Source organism: Kitasatospora putterlickiae, assembly GCF_039527695.1.
GTDB classification, from domain to species: domain Bacteria; phylum Actinomycetota; class Actinomycetes; order Streptomycetales; family Streptomycetaceae; genus Kitasatospora; species Kitasatospora putterlickiae.
In genome coordinates, this window is record NZ_BAAAKJ010000020.1 from 19,288 (window position 1) to 33,865 (window position 14,578).

Here is a 14,578-nt window from a genome sequence, read left to right on the forward strand (position 1 = left end):
CGCCCGCCGTCGTCCTCGACCGCACCACCCTCGCCGTCGTCGAGGAGGCCACCGCCACCGGCCGCGTCGCCTTCCCCTACATCCCCGGCCTGCTCGCCTTCCGCGAACTCCCCGCCGTCCTCGACGCCCTCGCCGCCCTCACCCACCGCCCCGGCACCGTCGTCTGCGACGGCTACGGCCTCGCCCACCCGCGCCGCCTCGGCCTCGCCAGCCACCTCGGCGTCCTCACCGGACTGCGCACCCTCGGCGTCGCCAAGACCCCGTTCACCTTCGACCACCGCGAACCCGGCCCCGCCCGCGGCGACTCGACCCCGCTCACCGACCCGGCCACCGGCGAGGAGGTCGGCCGCGCCCTGCGCACCCGGCCCGGCGTCAAACCCGTCTTCGTCTCCGTCGGCCACCGCATCGGCCTCGCCGAGGCCGTCGAAGCCACCATCGGCCTCACCCCCCGCTACCGCCTCCCCGAGACCACCCGGCACGCCGACTCGCTCTGCCGACGGGCCCTCGGCGCCGCGAGCCGGGCATCGGACGTGAACTGACGGCACACCAGGGGCTGCCTGTGTGTTAGACATGACTCACTCACTGGAACCGTCAACGACACACCGGCCGGACGCACGGGGGAGGCGCCGAACGTGGCAACGGGGAACGGAACGGGATCGACCGGCGGGGCGGGACGCGGCTACCGCGTCGAGGTCGAACAGCTGCGCGCCTTCGCCGCCCAAGTGAGGCTGCTGCTGGCCGAGTTCCAGCACCACGCCGACGGCAACACGACACACGGCCGCAGCGGCATCGGCCCCAGCGCGCTCGGCACCTTCGCCGAGGCCACCGAACTGCGCGGCCGCTACCAGACCATGCGGGACGGCCTGCGCGACGTCCTCAACCAGCTCCAGGAAGCCGTCGACGAGGCCCAGAAGAAGGCCGAACTCACCGCGACCAACTACGAGGAGCAGGAACAGCGCACCAAGAGCAAGCTGAAGCTCGGCGACGACGGCTGGTCCGTGGCCAACCCCTCCGCCACCAGCACCGCCGCCTACGCCCGGACCACCGCCCCGGCCCGGCACGACGACGGGAAGGGCGCCCGATGAGCTACACCGACTTCAGCAGCTACAGCCACGCCGAACTCCGCAAGATCGTCCAGGCGCTCAACCCCGGCGAGGTGATGGCCGCCGCCGACCCCTGGCGCCGCGCCGCCGACACCCTCAAGGCCATCCGCGCCACCCTCACCCGCGCCAGCACCGAGGCCGCCACCTCCTGGGAGGGCGACACCAGCGACGCCTTCCACGCCCGCATGCTCCACCTCGCCACCACCATCAACACCACCGCCTCCTACGCCAACGACGCGGCCATCACCCTCAAGGCGATCTCCGAGGCGATGGCCAAGGCCAAGCGCGACATGCCGGAGGAGCCCAGCGGCTGGGACCAGTTCAAGGACGGCGTCGGCGACACCTTCTCCTCCCTCTTCGGCGCCGACGACGAGGACGCCCGCACGGACGTCGCCAACCAGAAGAAGACCGAGGCCGCCACCGTCCTCCAGACCCTCGCCATGCACTACCGCACCGCCGGCCCGATGCTGAAGCCCCCGCCCCCTCCGGGTCAGCCGGGGCCGTCGAAGCCGGGCAGTGCCAACCAGGAGTTCGCGGAGTCCCCACCGGACGACGCGGGAGCGACCGGTTACGCGGCTGTTGGCGGCTTCCTCAGCGGCGTTGGTGCCGGCAATGTCGGCTCGGGCGCGGTGCCGGTATCCCGTCCGCAGGAAGGCAGAGTGGCGGATCCCGGGATGAACGGCGCTGGACGCTCGAACCCGCAGGGGACGAGCCAGTCGTTCTCGAAGGCGTCGGCGGCTCCCTCCGACCCCGGAGTCAAGGGCGGTGTCGCCATGCCGCCACCCAAGGCCGCACCGGCGAATTTCGGCGCCGGGACCGTCGTGGACGGCGCGGTCGCCATCCCGGCGCCATCGACGTCGAGCGGGCAGCCGTCCTCTGGGGGAGGCGGTACGTCGATCCTTGGCTCGCCGGGGAACGGTGGATACCAGCCTCTGTCCAACAACCCCGTCACACCGACCGCCGTGCCGCAGGGCGGCAACACGGGCGGAGGTCCCCACCCGAGCGGCGTTCCGCAGCCCTTCCCAGCTGGCAGGCAGGGGCAGGCATCGGGTGCCGGGTGGAGCGGGCAGGCCGGTCCGGAAGCCGTTCGTGGCGGCCGTGAAGGGGGTTCGGGGCGGTCCGGCGCCGGCCGCAGTGGTGCCATCTTCGGCGCCGAAGGCTTGCCAGGGGTGAGCGGAGGCGGTCTCGCCGGCGCGGGTTCCGCCCGAGGCAGGGGCGCTGCCGAGGGCGTGGCCGGCCGAACCGGCGGCACGGTCGTTGGTGCCGGGGACCACTCCGCCAAGAGTGGCGGCGGTGGCAAGCAAGCCTTCACGGAGGGTGGTTCGGGCGTGGGAGCGCGCGGCCGGACCCGGCCAGAGACCGGCGCGGCGGGTAGCCCGTTGACGCAGACTCCCATGATGCCGATGAGCAGCGCCGACCGGGGCCGGAAGGACGATGAGAAGAGGCGGAGCCGCCCCGACTACCTCGTCGAGGACGAGGAGACCTGGGTGTCGGACGAAGCCGTCAATCCGAACGTGGTGGAATGACCGTCGGCCTTCGGGGCCGGGCGAATCGATCGGTTGCCCTGCGGCTCGCTCTTCGGGCCGCAGGGCAACCTCTGCGCTGAGTGGGGTGGCAGGGCTTGAGGTGCTGGCGTCTGAGCCGTCGAGCGGCCGCGTTGCTGGCAGGGGGGCTGCTAGTGACCGTCGGCGTGACTCCCGTCCACGCCGACGGCATTCGCGATGCGCAGTGGCCTCTCGTCACCTACCAGGCGGATTCCACGATCTGGCCGGTCTCCCAAGGAGAGGGTGTCACCGTCGCCGTCATTGACAGTGGTGTGCTGAAAGACCACCGGGATCTGACAGGACAGGTGCTGGCCGGGGCGGACTTCACCGGGGCGAAGACCGACGGCACGCTGGACAACGACGGCCATGGCACCGGAATGGCGAGTCTCATCGCGGGTCATGGCCACGGCTCCGGAGCCGGCGTCATGGGGCTGGCACCCAAGGCCAAGATCCTTCCGGTCCGGATCACCTTGGACGAGGACTCGATCTCGGATCAGTCGGAGACCGCCAGGGCGATCCGATACGCCGTTGATCACGGTGCGAAGGTGGTCAACATGTCCTTCGCGGCGCCTTCCGGGGCCGATCCCGACGAGCGTGCGGCCGTCAAGTACGCGATGGACAAGGACGTGGTCCTGGTCGCCGGTACGGGGAACAAGGGGGGAGCCGTGGAGTACCCGGCCGCCTTCCCCGGGGTTCTGGCCGTCGGAGCGGTGGACCGGCAGGGCATGATCTGGGACAAGTCGAACTTCGGACCCGAGAATACTTTGGTGGCACCGGGCGCGGAGATCGCCCAGGCGAGTGCCAAGTCTACGAGTGGGCAAGGCATCGGCAGCGGCACCTCGGCCGCCACCGCCTACGTCTCCGCCACCGCCGCGTTGATCCGCGCGAAGTACCCGAACCTCTCCGCCGGGCAGGTCATCAACCGGATGATCAAGACCGCCACGCCGCCCGTCGACGGCTCGGCGGTGCCGAGTGACCGGTACGGGTACGGCTTGTTGTCGCCGGCGAAGGCGTTGGAGGCGAATCCGGCGGTGGACGGCGGGTCGCGGGAGAATCCGTTGGCCGGGCGGGCTGAGGCGCAGGGGGGTGTGACCCCGACGCCGAGTGAGGAGGAGGACTGGGGGTCGCCGGTGGCGGTGCCGCCGCCGAGCGGGCCGAACCGTGGCGTGCAGTGGGTGCTGCGGGGCGCGGCGGGGCTCGCGGGAGTGGTGCTGATCGGGGTCGTGGTGGCGGTGCTGGTGGTGGTGCGTCGGAGGCGTCGGCGGGAGCGGGCCGCTGCCGCGGCGGCGTACCAGGGGTATCCGCCGCCGCCGCAGCAGCAGTGGCCGCCGTATCAGGGGTGAGTGGCGAGCCATTCGGGGCGCAGGGCGGCCATCCGCAGGACGTCGTGGTACTCGCCGGCCCAGTGGTGGGCCTGGCGGGCGCGGCCCTCGTGGTGGAAGCCGGCCTTCTCGTAGACGCGGACGGCGCGGGGGTTGTAGGCGTAGACCTCCAGTTGGACGCGGTGCAGGCGGACGGTCTCGAAGGCATGGCGCAGCAGTAGGTGGGTGGCCTCGGTGCCGATGCCGCGGCCGGTGCTGCCGGGGGTGAGGGCGATCCGGAAGTGGGCGGAGGCGTTGTCGGGGTCGGTGTCGTTGAGCGCGAGTTCGCCGAGGAACCGGCCGGTGGCGCGGTCCTCGATGGCGAGGTCGAGGCGGTCGGGCTGTTCGGGGCGGGTGGTGCACCAGGCGCGGATCTCGTCCTGGGTGAAGGTCCGGCGGGTGCCGGTGAGGCGGTTGGTCTCCTCGTCGTCGGTGAACCGCCACATGGCGTCGGTGTGCCGGGCGGAGAGCGGGACGAGGGTGACGGTGGCGCCGGGCAGGGTGGGCTTGCGGGCGAGCGCGCCGGGGTCGAAGGCGGCGTGGGGGTCGCGGGCGGAGGTCGGCATGCCGGTCAGGATGGACCGGAGCGCTCCGTTCCCGCCAGCGAATTCACCCGTCCCGCGGGTCACTCGGCGACGGCGATCCGTTCCCGGTGACGGGTGGCCGGGCCGGTGAGCTGGTCGGTGACGGCGGCGGCGAGGTCGGCCTGGGCGATCCGCGTGCCGAGCACCTGCGGACCGCCCGTGCGGTAGTGGCCGGTGCCGGGGGCGGTGCGGTCGAGGTCCAGGGGCGGGGTGACGACGACCCAGTCGAGGGTGGCGGGGGAGTCCCGGAGGAGGTCGAGGGCGGCGGCGTGGCCGAGCGAGAAGGCGCGGTACGCCTCGGGGAAGGCGGGGTCGTCGTGGACGGCGACGCCGGGGGCGGTCTCCAGGGTGGTGGCGACGCCGACGTGGACGAGCCGCCGCACGCCGGCGGTGCCGAGGCCGGTGACCAGTGCGCGCAGTGCGGCGGGGTAGAAGTCGAGGGCGGGGACGTCGGGCGTGTAGACGGTGCTGACGGCGGCGGCGTGCCCGTGGGCGGCGCCGGCGACGGCGGCGGGGTCGGTGACGTCGCAGCGGATCACGGTGGTTCCGGGGCCGGCCAGGTCGGCGTGCCGTTCGGGGGTGCGGACGGCGGCGGTGACGGTCAGGCCGCGTCGGCGGGCTTCGGCGATCACGGCGCGGCCGACCTGGCCGCCGGCGCCGAACACGATCACATCGGTGGGGGTGGGGTGCACGGGGGTCTCCGTCCGTTCGTCGGGCACGACAGCAGGGCAGGGCGGGCGCGTTCGTCGCCGCCCGCCGTGTGGCCACGACGGTAGAACGGGGGGTGCCGGTTACTTCAACGGTACCGGGGCGCACGCCCGTTCGGTTACCGTCGGGGGCATGACTCGGATCGTGCCCGTACCGCTGCCGCCGGACTTCTTCGACCCGCACTGCCAGGTGCGGCGGCTCCCCGTGCTGGGCGGCAGGAAGTGGGCGTGGAAGATCGTGCGCTGCCTGGAGGGCGGTCCGCGCCGGTTCTCGGAGCTGCGGGTGCCGCTGGTGGGGATCACGGCGAAGGTGCTGGCCGAGTCGCTGCGGTCGATGGAGCTGGACGGCGTTGTCAGTCGAACGGAGTACGCGGAGAACCCCCCGAGGGTGGAGTACGCGTTGACGCCGCTCGGCCGGACGCTGCTGGGGCCGATGGACGCGGTGTGCGACTGGAGCCGGGCCAACCTGGCCGATCTGCTGGCCGCCCGCCGGGCCGCCGAGGACGCCGGGGCTGGCAGGATTTCGGCGGCCGCTGGCGCTGACGCCGCTGGTGGGGGCGGTGCGGGGGCGGCCATCCTGGGCGCATGAGCACTTCCGAGCACATCAGCGGGACGGCCGGCGACGACGGGATCGTCCCCGACACCAAGGACTGGACGTGGGTGCTGGAGCGCCCCTGCGTGGACTGCGGGCTGCACGCCGGGGCGGTCGGGCGGGAGGACGTGGCCGGGATGATCCGGGCCAACGCGGTGGCCTGGGCGGGGGTGCTGGCCGGTGAGCCGGCGGCGGTGCGCCTGCGGCCGCGGCCGGAGGTCTGGTCGGACCTTGAGTACGCGTGCCACGTGCGGGACGTCTTCCGGCTGTTCCACGTCCGGCTGAACCTGATGCTGGAGCAGGACGACCCGCTGTTCGCCAACTGGGACCAGGACGAGACGGCCGTCGCCGATCGGTACGGCGAGCAGGATCCGGCCGTGGTGGCGGGGGAATTGGCGCAGGCGGCCGAGGTGCTGGCGGTGGCGTTCGAGGGGGTTTCGGGGGAGCGGTGGGAGCGCACCGGCAACCGCGGCGACGGGGCGCGCTTCACGGTGGAGTCGTTCTCGCGCTACCTGATCCACGATCCGGTCCACCACCTGTACGACGTCACCGGTGAGCGGGTCTGAGGGAGCCGGTGGGGGTGGTCACCGGCTCACCAGCCGGAGGCCTCGCGCAGCATGGTGCGGCGCAGCCGCCCGGCCACGCTGGCGGTGTCGGTGCCGATGACGTCGGCGATCTCCGGGGCGGCGAGGCCGACGACGTAGTGCAGGATGGCGAGGTCGTCGTCGGCGGGCCGGCCGGGCCGGTCCTGGGCGTTGGGCCGGTCCTGGGCCTCGGGGCGGTCCTGGGTCTCGGGGCGGCCGGAGGGCGGGCCGCTCTGCCGGGTGTGGTAGCCGACGGTGTCGCGCAGGATCTGCCAGGCGTGCGCGGTGGGGTTGGAGCTTCCCAGCAACTCGCGCCACTGGACGGCGATTTCCGCGAAGGCCTGCTGGACGGCGCCGGCCGCGCGGTCAGGGTCGGGCAGCCAGACCCGGGCATAGCTGAGGTACCGCGGTCGGTGCAGCTCGCAGAACGCCGCGAACTCCAGCGGTACGGCGGGTTCGCCGGGCCCCGGGGGTGGCTCGGCGGTGCTGTCATGACGTTGGGTCATCTCGGCTTCTCGGCAAGTGAGATGGGCTTCTGACGGTCGATCATCTGTGCTCACTCTACGGTAGGCGCTCGGTGCGCTGGGTTACCAATCGGCTGGATTGCCCGGAAGGCGCCGCCGCGCGGCCGGTTCCGGCGGTGGCCGGGTGGGGGCCGGCGTGCGGTGCGGCGGTGGCGGACGGGCGGGGAGTGGTGCGCAGGGGTGTCAGAGGCGTGGGTGCGGAGCTTCGTGGCCGGTCAGCGGGGTGGCACGGCCGGTGGCGGCGGCCGGTCGGCACGCCACCGCAGAGGGTGTGATGTGCCACCGTAGGCGGTTCGGCGGTTCTCGTCCACGTCTGCGGCGCGAAGCCGCGGCCGCACCACCGGTCGCACCACCGTCCGCGCGCCGGACGGGTCGTGCCGGACCGCGCCGGGCTGCGGTGACGCCCCGGGCGGGCCCGGTGGCGGCGCCCCCGGCGGGGGGCGGGGTGATGGGCCGGCCCCGTCGCACGCATCCCGCGTGCCCGGCCCCTCGGCGGCGGATCGCCGTGTACGAGCGGAAGGTTGACGAACCGTCAGGGTGTGGCGCGACGCCCCTTCGCCCGGCTGATCCGGTCGTCCGGCGCGGTGGCCCGGGCGAGCTGGGCGGGGATCGCCTCGGCGGATCGCCGGCGGACGAGCCGCGCGGCCGCCGCAGCCGCGGCCCCTGCGGTCCCGGCCGCCTCGGCGGCGGCCGTCAGGCGCTCCCGCTGGTGCTCCCGGCCCCGGGCGTCCGCGGCGCGGTGCTCCGCGGTCGCGTGCTCCACGCCCTCGCGCCCGCCGTCCGGCTGGATCGCCGGGATCTCCCGGGCCTGCTGGATCTCGCGGGTCTGCTGGATCTCGTAGGTCTGTTGGGCCTGTTGGGCCTCCTGTTCCTCGTGGGCCGCCTCGTGTGCGGCCTTGGTGGCGGCCCGGAGGCGGCCCGTCTCGGAGCCCCGGCGGGCCCGGTCGTGGGCGGTGCGCGCCGCGTGCTCCTCGGCCACCTGTCTAGCCGCCAGGTAGGCCTGGACGGCTGCCATCCCGTAGACGGGCTGGATCAGCTGGTGGCCCTTGAAGAAGGGGCGGGCGGGGGCGAATCCGGCGGCGACCACCAGGTCGCGGATCTCCGCTATCTCCGCTTCGCTGCGTGCGGTGAAGCGGACCTCCCACCCCTTCTTGTAGGTATGGCCCTGTGCGCCGCTGCGGCGGGCCGGGTCCGGCCGGCGGACGTATCCGGGCAGGCGTCCGAGGCGGAGCTGGGCCGCGCGGAGGCCGGCGGTCTCGTCACGTGACATGTACTAAGGGTAGGCAATCCGGCGGGCTGGAGTGACGCCCGGAGGTGACTTCGCCGTATGTGCTTGATCACGCAGGGTCAGACGGCCTGGTGACTGATCAAGAATGACTGGGTATGGCAACCGCCCGATCGCCCATTCCTCCGAATGGGTGAGGGTATGAGGACTTTAGTGCAGCCTGGTCCCGGTTTCACGACGGTTGGGTAACAGTGCGTCAGGCGGCCGCGACTCGTTCCGGGGCGTTGGGGATGGTGTCGGCATGAGCTACCGGATTCCCACGCCGCCGCCGTCCCTGGAGGAACTGGCGCGCCGTCAGCAGAACGTCCTCACCGCCGGCCAGCTGCGCGCCCGGGGTGTGCCGGCCCGGATCATCAGCGAGCACTGCCGCCGCGGCGGACCCTGGCAGCGGCTGCTGCCCCGGGTCTACCTGCTGCAGCCCGGCGACCCCTCGCCGGAGCAGCGGATGTGGGCGGCGCTGCTCTACGCGGCGCAGAACGGCCGGGAGGAGGGCGGCCGCGAGGGGGCGGTGATCACCGGCGCCGCCGCGCTCGCGCTGTACGGCTTCGCCGCGGTGCCCCGGCTGCCCGCCGTCACCGGGGTGGACGTGCTGGTGCCCCGCCAGCGGCGGCTGAAGGACGCCGGCGAGGTGCGGATCCGACGCACCGAGCGGGAGTTGGTGGCGCGCTCGGTGCACGGGCTGGCCTGCGCGCCGGTGGCCAGGGCGGTCGTCGACGCGCTGCGCGAGTGGACGTCCGGCGACCCGGTCCGCGGGGGAGCGGGAGGTCCGGCGCCGGTCCGCGAGGTGCTCTGCGAGGCCGTCCGCCGCCCCGAGCTGCGCTGCCCGGTGCGGGAGCTGGTCGCCGAGCTGGCCGAGTCCGGGCTGGTCGCCGACCCCCGGGTGCGGGCCGTGCTGGACGGCCTGCTGGCCGCCGAGCGGGACCGGACGCTGGCGCGGGTCGGCGAGCTGGTGGACGAGTGGCTGCTGCCCGTCCCGCTGACCGCCCCGGAGCTGCGGATGCGCGGCGGCACCTACGTCGCCGTTCCGGACCTCTACTGGCCGGAGGCGGGCGTCGCGGTCGAGGTCGACCCGGAGCCGCGCTGCGTCAGCCAGGGCGAGGCGGCCTGGGTGCGCGGTGGCCGGCACCGGATGGAGTACCTGGGGGTGCGGGTGGTGTACGTCTGCGGCGAGCGGCTGGCCGAGGACGCGGACGCGGTCGGCGCCGAGCTGCGCGAGGCCTTCCGGCTGGGCGGGACCGACGTGGTGGAGCTGCTGGTCACCGAGCACTGAGCGTCCGGACGGCGGTCGCCGCCGGTGCGCGGGCTCAGCCCCCGACGACCGGCGTGCCGACCAGCTCGACCCCGGCCGCCCGCAGCTCGTCCAGCGCCGCCGCGGTGGTCGGCGCGGCCACCCCGGCGGTCAGGTCGAGCAGCACCCGGGTGGTGAACCCGGCCCGCGCCGCGTCCAGCGCGGTGGCCTTGACACAGTGATCGGTGGCGATGCCGACCACGTCCACCTCGGTGACCTGCCGCTCGCGCAGCCACTCGGCGGGCCCCCGGTCGTTCTCGTCCACGCCCTCGAAGCCGCTGTACGCCGCCGCGTAGGCGCCCTTGTCGAAGACCGCCTCGATCGCGCCGGAGGTGACGGACGGGGCGAAGTTGGGGTGGAAGCCGACCCCCTCGGTGCCCGCGACGCAGTGCACCGGCCAGCTGCGCACGTAGTCGGGGTCGTCGGAGAAGTGGTCGCCCGGGTCGATGTGGTTGTCGCGGGTGGCGAGGATGTGCCGGTAGCCGGGCGCGGACTCGGCGATGAGGTCGGTGATCGCGGCGGCCACCTCGGCCCCGCCGGCGACGGCCAGGCTGCCGCCCTCGCAGAAGTCGTTCTGCACGTCGACGACGATCAGTGCCCGGTGCATGGCTGGATTTCCTCGGTCTGGTGGGGTCCTGCGGAGGACGGGGGGGAGACGGCGTGAGGGGGCCTCACATCCGTACGGGGGAACTCTACGGTCGACTGTAGGCAGTGGCATCCGGGGGCGGAAGGCCCGGGGCGCCGCCCGGGTCCTCCCCCGTCCACGAACCGTCGCGGGGCCGGTCCGGCGTCACACGTGCAGCTCGGTCGCCAGCACCGGGTCGCCCTTGGAGAGCTGGGTGGCCGAGAGCGGCAGCGCCGCCCGGGCCCGGGTGTGCCGTTCGCGCGCGGCCTCCAGCGGCTCCCGGCCGACCACCTCGCCGGCCTTGACCAGCGGCACCTGCAGCAGGTGCGGTGCCAGGGCGTCCGGGACGGTCCCGGTGCCGACGACCTCGGCCTCGGCGACGCCGTCCGCGGCGGACCGCCGGGCCGCCCACTTGCGCCCGCCGACGCTGGTCTTGCCGCCGGCCGCGCGCTTGGCGACCGGGACCAGCGGGCCGTCGGGGGTGGCGGCGCGGGCGACCAGCTTGTAGACCATCGCGCAGGTCGGCTGCCCGCTGCCGGTGACCAGGCTGGTGCCGACGCCGTAGCCGTCCACCGGGGCGGCGGCCAGCGCGGCGATCGCGTACTCGTCGAGGTCGGAGGTGACGATGATCCGGGTCCCGGTGGCGCCGAGTTCGTCGAGCTGGCGGCGGACCCGGTGGGCGAGCAGGGTGAGGTCGCCGGAGTCGATCCGCACGGCGCCCAGTTCGGGGCCGGCCACCTCGACGGCGGTGTGCACGGCCTCGCGCAGGTCGAAGGTGTCGACCAGCAGGGTGGTGCCCCGGCCCATCGAGTCGATCTGGGCCTTGAAGGCGTCCCGCTCGGTGTCGTGCACCAGGGTGAAGGCGTGCGCGGCGGTCCCGGTGGTCGGGATGCCGTAGGCGAAGCCGGCCTCCAGGTCGGAGGTGGCGGCGAAGCCGGCCACGTACGCGGCGCGGGCGGCGGCGACGGCGGCCCGCTCGTGCGCGCGGCGGGCGCCCATCTCGATGACCGGCCGGCCGCCGGCCGCGGAGGTCATCCGGGAGGCGGCGGCGGCGATCGCCGAGTCGTAGTTGAGGATCGAGAGGATCACCGTCTCCAGGATCACGGCCTCGGCGAAGCTCCCCTCGACGGTGAGCAGCGGCGAGCCGGGGAAGTAGACCTCGCCCTCGGGGTAGCCGTGGATGTCGCCGGTGAACCGGTAGTCGGCGAGGAAGCGCAGGGTGTCCTCGTCGACCACGCGCTGGTCGGCGAGCCAGTCGAGCTGGGCGGAGGTGAAGCGGAAGTTCTCCACCGCGTCCAGGACCCGGCCGGTGCCGGCCACCACGCCGTAGCGCCGGCCGGCGGGCAGCCGGCGGGTGAACACCTCGAAGACGGATCGGCGGTGCGCGGCCCCGCTGCGCAGGGCGGCCTGCAGCATGGTGAGCTCGTAGCGGTCGGTGAGCAGCGCGGTCGAGCCGGCCGCGAACACGGAAGTGGCGTCCATGCGGATGATGCTACTACCCCTTAGCGTCAATGTGACGATTTCTCGGCGCGGTGATCCGCCGAGCGCGTCGAGACCGCGGGGGCGGAATCGCCCGCGGGTCGCCCGGATGGCAGCATGGGGCAGGAGGGGCACGTGGAGGACCACGTGACGGCCGGGTGGGAGCCACCCGGGAACCGAAACAGGCGGCAGGAGGGATCCGGCGGTGAGTGTCGCGCCCGTGGAGATCGAGCGCCCGGAGGTCGAGGGCGTACCGGTGACGGAGCCGGACACCCCGTGGGTCACCATCGTCCACAACGATCCGGTCAATCTGATGAGCTACGTCCAGTACGTCTTCCAGGCCTACTTCGGCTACCCGAAGGACAAGGCCAGGAAGCTGATGATGGAGGTGCACGGCAAGGGCCGGGCGGTGGTCTCCAGCGGCTCGCGCGAGGAGATGGAGCGCGATGTGCAGGCGATGCACGGCTACGGCCTCTGGGCGACCCTGCAGCACGACTGACGGCGCGACCGGCCACGCGGCCGGCCACACGATCGGCCGTACGCGCCGGCCGTACGCGCGGCCGCGCGGCCGCGGACCACTGGAACCGACGAGGACGGGCTGACCGATACCGATGGCTGGGTTGTTCGAGAGTGCCGGCGGCGGGGGCGCGGTGCTCGCGCTGGACGAGCTGGAGGCCTCCATCCTGCGCTCGCTGGAAGTGCAGATGCTGGAGCTGATCGGGCCGGGCCCGGGCGGCGAGGGGGACGGGGCCGGCGACCCGCTGGCGGCGCTGTTCGCCGAGGGGCCGTCCAAGGCGCCCGAGGATCCGGCGCTGGCCCGGCTCTTCCCGGACGCCTACGGGGATCCGGACGGGCCGGGCGACGCGGAGTCCCGGGAGGCGTCGGGGGAGTTCCGCCGCTACACCGAACTGGACCTGCGGGCCCGCAAGCGCGAGGACGCGCTGCACGTCGTGCGGGCGCTGGACGGCCTGGGCGGCGAGGGTGGCACGGTCGACCTCGACCCCGCCGCGTGCCGGTGCTGGCTGGGCGCGCTCAACGACCTGCGGCTGACCCTGGGCGTGCGGCTGGAGGTCACCGACGACGACGAGCGGGGCCTGTACGGCCTGCCGGACGCCGACGACCGCAAGCCGCTGGTGATGGCCTACCTGTGGCTCGGCGCGCTGCAGGAGTCGCTGCTGGAGGCGATCACCGACTGAGGTCCCGAGGGCCTCCCGGAGTCGGGTCCCCGTTCGGGACAGGCCCCGGCCGCTCGTCCGCATGGTGGACGAGCGGCCGGGGCTTTTCCGTCCAAAACGGGCGAAACCCTACCAGGGCATGCTCAAATATCGCTCAGATGGAAACCGCTATCCGGACCGTGCGTGGTACGACTGCTGCTCCCCGCCCCCCACGAGTCCTACCCGCGACATCCCATCCAGGACGGTGCAGCATGGCCGAACAGCTCTACGACGAGGTCGTCGACGCCAATCCGGACGAGGAGGGCTACCACCGGGGCCTGGGCAGCCGGCAGATCCAGATGATCGCGATCGGCGGCGCCATCGGCACCGGCCTCTTCCTCGGCGCGGGCACGGCCATCTCGAAGTCCGGCCCCAGCCTGATCCTGTCCTACGCGGTCGCCGGCGTGGTGATCTTCGCGATCATGCGGGCGCTCGGCGAACTGCTCACCTACCGCCCGGTGGCCGGCAGCTTCGCCGAGTACGCGCGGGAGTTCCTCGGCCCCTTCGCCGGCTTCGTGACCGGCTGGACGTACTGGCTCTTCTGGGTCGTCACGGGCATGGCGGAGACCACCGCCGCCGCCGTCTACGTCAAGTTCTGGGCCCCCGGGATCCCGCAGTGGCTCTGCGCGCTCTGCTTCCTGGTGCTGCTCTACGGGGCCAACCTGATCTCGGTGAAGATCTTCGGCGAGATCGAGTTCTGGTTCTCCATGGTCAAGGTCACCGCGATCATCGGCATGATCCTGATCGGCGTCGGGGTGCTCACCCTCGGCTTCAGCGACGCCGGCGACACCGCGTCGATCACCCACCTCTGGCAGGACGGCGGCTTCTTCCCCAAGGGCGTCGGCGCCACCGTGATGACCCTGCAGATCGTCATGTTCGCCTACCTGGGCGTCGAACTCGTCGGCGTCACCGCGGGCGAGAGCGAGAACCCGAAGAAGACCCTCCCGCGCGCCATCAACACCCTGCCGTGGCGGATCGCGCTGTTCTACATCGGCGCCCTGGTCGTCATCCTCTCGCTGGTGCCGTGGACCGAGTTCCGGCCCGGCGTCAGCCCGTTCGTCGCCACCTTCGGCAAGATCGGCATCCCCGCCGCGGCCGGCATCATCAACTTCGTGGTGCTCACCGCCGCGCTCTCCTCCTGCAACTCCGGCATGTACTCCACCGGCCGGATGCTGCGCGACCTCGCCCTGCGCGGCCAGGCCCCCGGACGGCTCACCCGGCTCAACACCCACCGCACCCCGGCCGCCGCGATCACCGTCTCCTCGCTGCTGATGGGCGTCGGCGTGGTGCTCAACTACCTCGTCCCGGCCAAGGCGTTCGAGTACATCACCTCGGTCGCCACCGTCTGCGGCCTGTGGACCTGGGCGATGATCCTGATCTGCCAGATCCGCTACCGCCGGGCCTGGAGGGCCGGCCACCTGCCGCCGCCCACCTTCAAGGCCCCCGGCGGCGTCTGGAGCAGTTGGGCCGCGCTGGCCTTCCTCGCGGTGGTGGTCGTGCTGATCGGCCTGGACCGGGACAACCGGATCTCGCTGTACGTCTTCCCGGTCTGGGCGGTGCTGCTGATCGCCGGCTACCGGGGCCTCGGACGCCGGGACCCCGAGGCCGTGCACGCGGTCGCCCACGACCACCTGCACGCGCCGGGCGGCGGTACCGACCTCCGCTGACCGCGCCTCGGACGCCCCGGC

At 73.4% G+C, this 14,578-nt stretch carries 15 protein-coding genes and 1 pseudogene; 10 read left to right on the plus strand and 6 right to left on the minus strand.

Features of this window, described 5'->3' with window-relative positions; translation table 11 throughout:
- From ABD308_RS02335 to mycP, 4 genes and pseudogenes are all read left to right on the plus strand, one after another.
- Nucleotides 1-539: pseudogene (locus ABD308_RS02335) on the plus strand (endonuclease V); the annotation flags it as partial.
- A gap of 93 nt (nucleotides 540-632) precedes the next feature.
- Complete coding sequence (locus tag ABD308_RS02340) at nucleotides 633-1,085, plus strand: hypothetical protein (protein WP_344324697.1); 453 nt, start codon at nucleotides 633-635, stop codon at nucleotides 1,083-1,085.
- A complete protein-coding gene (locus tag ABD308_RS02345; protein WP_344324700.1) occupies nucleotides 1,082-2,629 on the plus strand; it encodes a WXG100 family type VII secretion target in 1,548 nt (515 codons plus the stop codon). The genes ABD308_RS02340 and ABD308_RS02345 overlap by 4 nt, the downstream gene beginning before the upstream one ends.
- A 152-nt stretch (nucleotides 2,630-2,781) precedes the next feature.
- A complete protein-coding gene (mycP, locus tag ABD308_RS02350) occupies nucleotides 2,782-3,990 on the plus strand; it encodes a type VII secretion-associated serine protease mycosin (RefSeq protein ID WP_344324702.1) in 1,209 nt (402 codons plus the stop codon).
- Here the strand turns inward: mycP and ABD308_RS02355 are convergent.
- Entirely contained in the window at nucleotides 3,981-4,574 is a 594-nt protein-coding gene (locus ABD308_RS02355; protein WP_344324705.1) for a GNAT family N-acetyltransferase, read from the minus strand. The genes mycP and ABD308_RS02355 overlap by 10 nt on opposite strands.
- A gap of 59 nt (nucleotides 4,575-4,633) precedes the next feature.
- The gene (locus tag ABD308_RS02360; RefSeq protein WP_344324708.1) at nucleotides 4,634-5,311 is read right to left on the minus strand and encodes an NAD(P)-dependent oxidoreductase; all 678 of its coding nucleotides are present in this window, start codon (nucleotides 5,309-5,311) and stop codon (nucleotides 4,634-4,636) included.
- Between the two features lie 121 nt (nucleotides 5,312-5,432).
- Here ABD308_RS02360 and ABD308_RS02365 point away from each other — a divergent pair, with 121 nt between their 5' ends.
- The gene (locus ABD308_RS02365; protein WP_344324710.1) at nucleotides 5,433-5,888 is read left to right on the plus strand and encodes a winged helix-turn-helix transcriptional regulator; all 456 of its coding nucleotides are present in this window, start codon (nucleotides 5,433-5,435) and stop codon (nucleotides 5,886-5,888) included.
- Complete coding sequence (locus ABD308_RS02370) at nucleotides 5,885-6,457, plus strand: DinB family protein (protein WP_344324712.1); 573 nt, start codon at nucleotides 5,885-5,887, stop codon at nucleotides 6,455-6,457. The genes ABD308_RS02365 and ABD308_RS02370 overlap by 4 nt, the downstream gene beginning before the upstream one ends.
- Before the next feature lie 26 nt (nucleotides 6,458-6,483).
- Here ABD308_RS02370 and ABD308_RS02375 read toward each other — a convergent pair whose 3' ends face one another.
- Both ABD308_RS02375 and ABD308_RS02380 read right to left on the minus strand, forming a co-directional pair.
- Nucleotides 6,484-6,981, minus strand: coding sequence for an RNA polymerase sigma factor (locus tag ABD308_RS02375; protein ID WP_344324714.1), 498 nt, complete (start codon nucleotides 6,979-6,981; stop codon nucleotides 6,484-6,486).
- A gap of 550 nt (nucleotides 6,982-7,531) precedes the next feature.
- Nucleotides 7,532-8,269, minus strand: coding sequence for a hypothetical protein (locus ABD308_RS02380; RefSeq protein ID WP_344324716.1), 738 nt, complete (start codon nucleotides 8,267-8,269; stop codon nucleotides 7,532-7,534).
- 256 nt (nucleotides 8,270-8,525) lie between these two features.
- Here ABD308_RS02380 and ABD308_RS02385 point away from each other — a divergent pair, with 256 nt between their 5' ends.
- On the plus strand, nucleotides 8,526-9,554 hold the full coding sequence (locus tag ABD308_RS02385) for a hypothetical protein (RefSeq protein WP_344324718.1): 1,029 nt from the start codon (nucleotides 8,526-8,528) through the stop codon (nucleotides 9,552-9,554).
- A gap of 34 nt (nucleotides 9,555-9,588) precedes the next feature.
- Here the strand turns inward: ABD308_RS02385 and ABD308_RS02390 are convergent, their stop codons facing one another.
- A complete protein-coding gene (locus ABD308_RS02390; RefSeq protein ID WP_344324720.1) occupies nucleotides 9,589-10,179 on the minus strand; it encodes an isochorismatase family protein in 591 nt (196 codons plus the stop codon).
- A 183-nt stretch (nucleotides 10,180-10,362) separates the two neighbouring features.
- Nucleotides 10,363-11,679, minus strand: a complete 1,317-nt coding sequence (locus tag ABD308_RS02395) for a nicotinate phosphoribosyltransferase (RefSeq protein ID WP_344324722.1) — start codon at nucleotides 11,677-11,679, stop codon at nucleotides 10,363-10,365.
- Nucleotides 11,680-11,881: 202 nt separating this feature from the next.
- Between ABD308_RS02395 and clpS the strand changes: the two genes are divergently transcribed.
- From clpS to ABD308_RS02410, 3 genes are all read left to right on the plus strand, one after another.
- Nucleotides 11,882-12,175: an ATP-dependent Clp protease adapter ClpS gene (gene clpS / locus ABD308_RS02400; RefSeq protein ID WP_344324724.1), complete on the plus strand. Its 294-nt coding sequence runs from the start codon at nucleotides 11,882-11,884 to the stop codon at nucleotides 12,173-12,175.
- Nucleotides 12,176-12,287: 112 nt separating this feature from the next.
- Complete coding sequence (locus ABD308_RS02405; protein WP_344324726.1) at nucleotides 12,288-12,872, plus strand: DUF2017 domain-containing protein; 585 nt, start codon at nucleotides 12,288-12,290, stop codon at nucleotides 12,870-12,872.
- A 230-nt stretch (nucleotides 12,873-13,102) separates the two neighbouring features.
- The gene (locus tag ABD308_RS02410) at nucleotides 13,103-14,557 is read left to right on the plus strand and encodes an amino acid permease (protein ID WP_344324729.1); all 1,455 of its coding nucleotides are present in this window, start codon (nucleotides 13,103-13,105) and stop codon (nucleotides 14,555-14,557) included.
- The last annotated feature ends 21 nt before the right edge of the window (nucleotides 14,558-14,578 follow it).

Bases quoted from the DNA above. Each gene is read 5' to 3' on its own strand.
- ABD308_RS02390 (WP_344324720.1), bottom strand. From the start codon at position 10,179: ATGCACCGGGCACTGATCGTCGTCGACGTGCAGAACGACTTCTGCGAG.
- ABD308_RS02405 (WP_344324726.1), top strand. From the start codon at position 12,288: ATGGCTGGGTTGTTCGAGAGTGCCGGCGGCGGGGGCGCGGTGCTCGCG.
- ABD308_RS02395 (WP_344324722.1), bottom strand. From the start codon at position 11,679: ATGGACGCCACTTCCGTGTTCGCGGCCGGCTCGACCGCGCTGCTCACC.
- ABD308_RS02345 (WP_344324700.1), top strand. From the start codon at position 1,082: ATGAGCTACACCGACTTCAGCAGCTACAGCCACGCCGAACTCCGCAAG.
- ABD308_RS02365 (WP_344324710.1), top strand. From the start codon at position 5,433: ATGACTCGGATCGTGCCCGTACCGCTGCCGCCGGACTTCTTCGACCCG.
- ABD308_RS02370 (WP_344324712.1), top strand. From the start codon at position 5,885: ATGAGCACTTCCGAGCACATCAGCGGGACGGCCGGCGACGACGGGATC.
- ABD308_RS02385 (WP_344324718.1), top strand. From the start codon at position 8,526: ATGAGCTACCGGATTCCCACGCCGCCGCCGTCCCTGGAGGAACTGGCG.
- ABD308_RS02410 (WP_344324729.1), top strand. From the start codon at position 13,103: ATGGCCGAACAGCTCTACGACGAGGTCGTCGACGCCAATCCGGACGAG.
- ABD308_RS02380 (WP_344324716.1), bottom strand. From the start codon at position 8,269: ATGTCACGTGACGAGACCGCCGGCCTCCGCGCGGCCCAGCTCCGCCTC.
- ABD308_RS02355 (WP_344324705.1), bottom strand. From the start codon at position 4,574: ATGCCGACCTCCGCCCGCGACCCCCACGCCGCCTTCGACCCCGGCGCG.
- ABD308_RS02375 (WP_344324714.1), bottom strand. From the start codon at position 6,981: ATGACCCAACGTCATGACAGCACCGCCGAGCCACCCCCGGGGCCCGGC.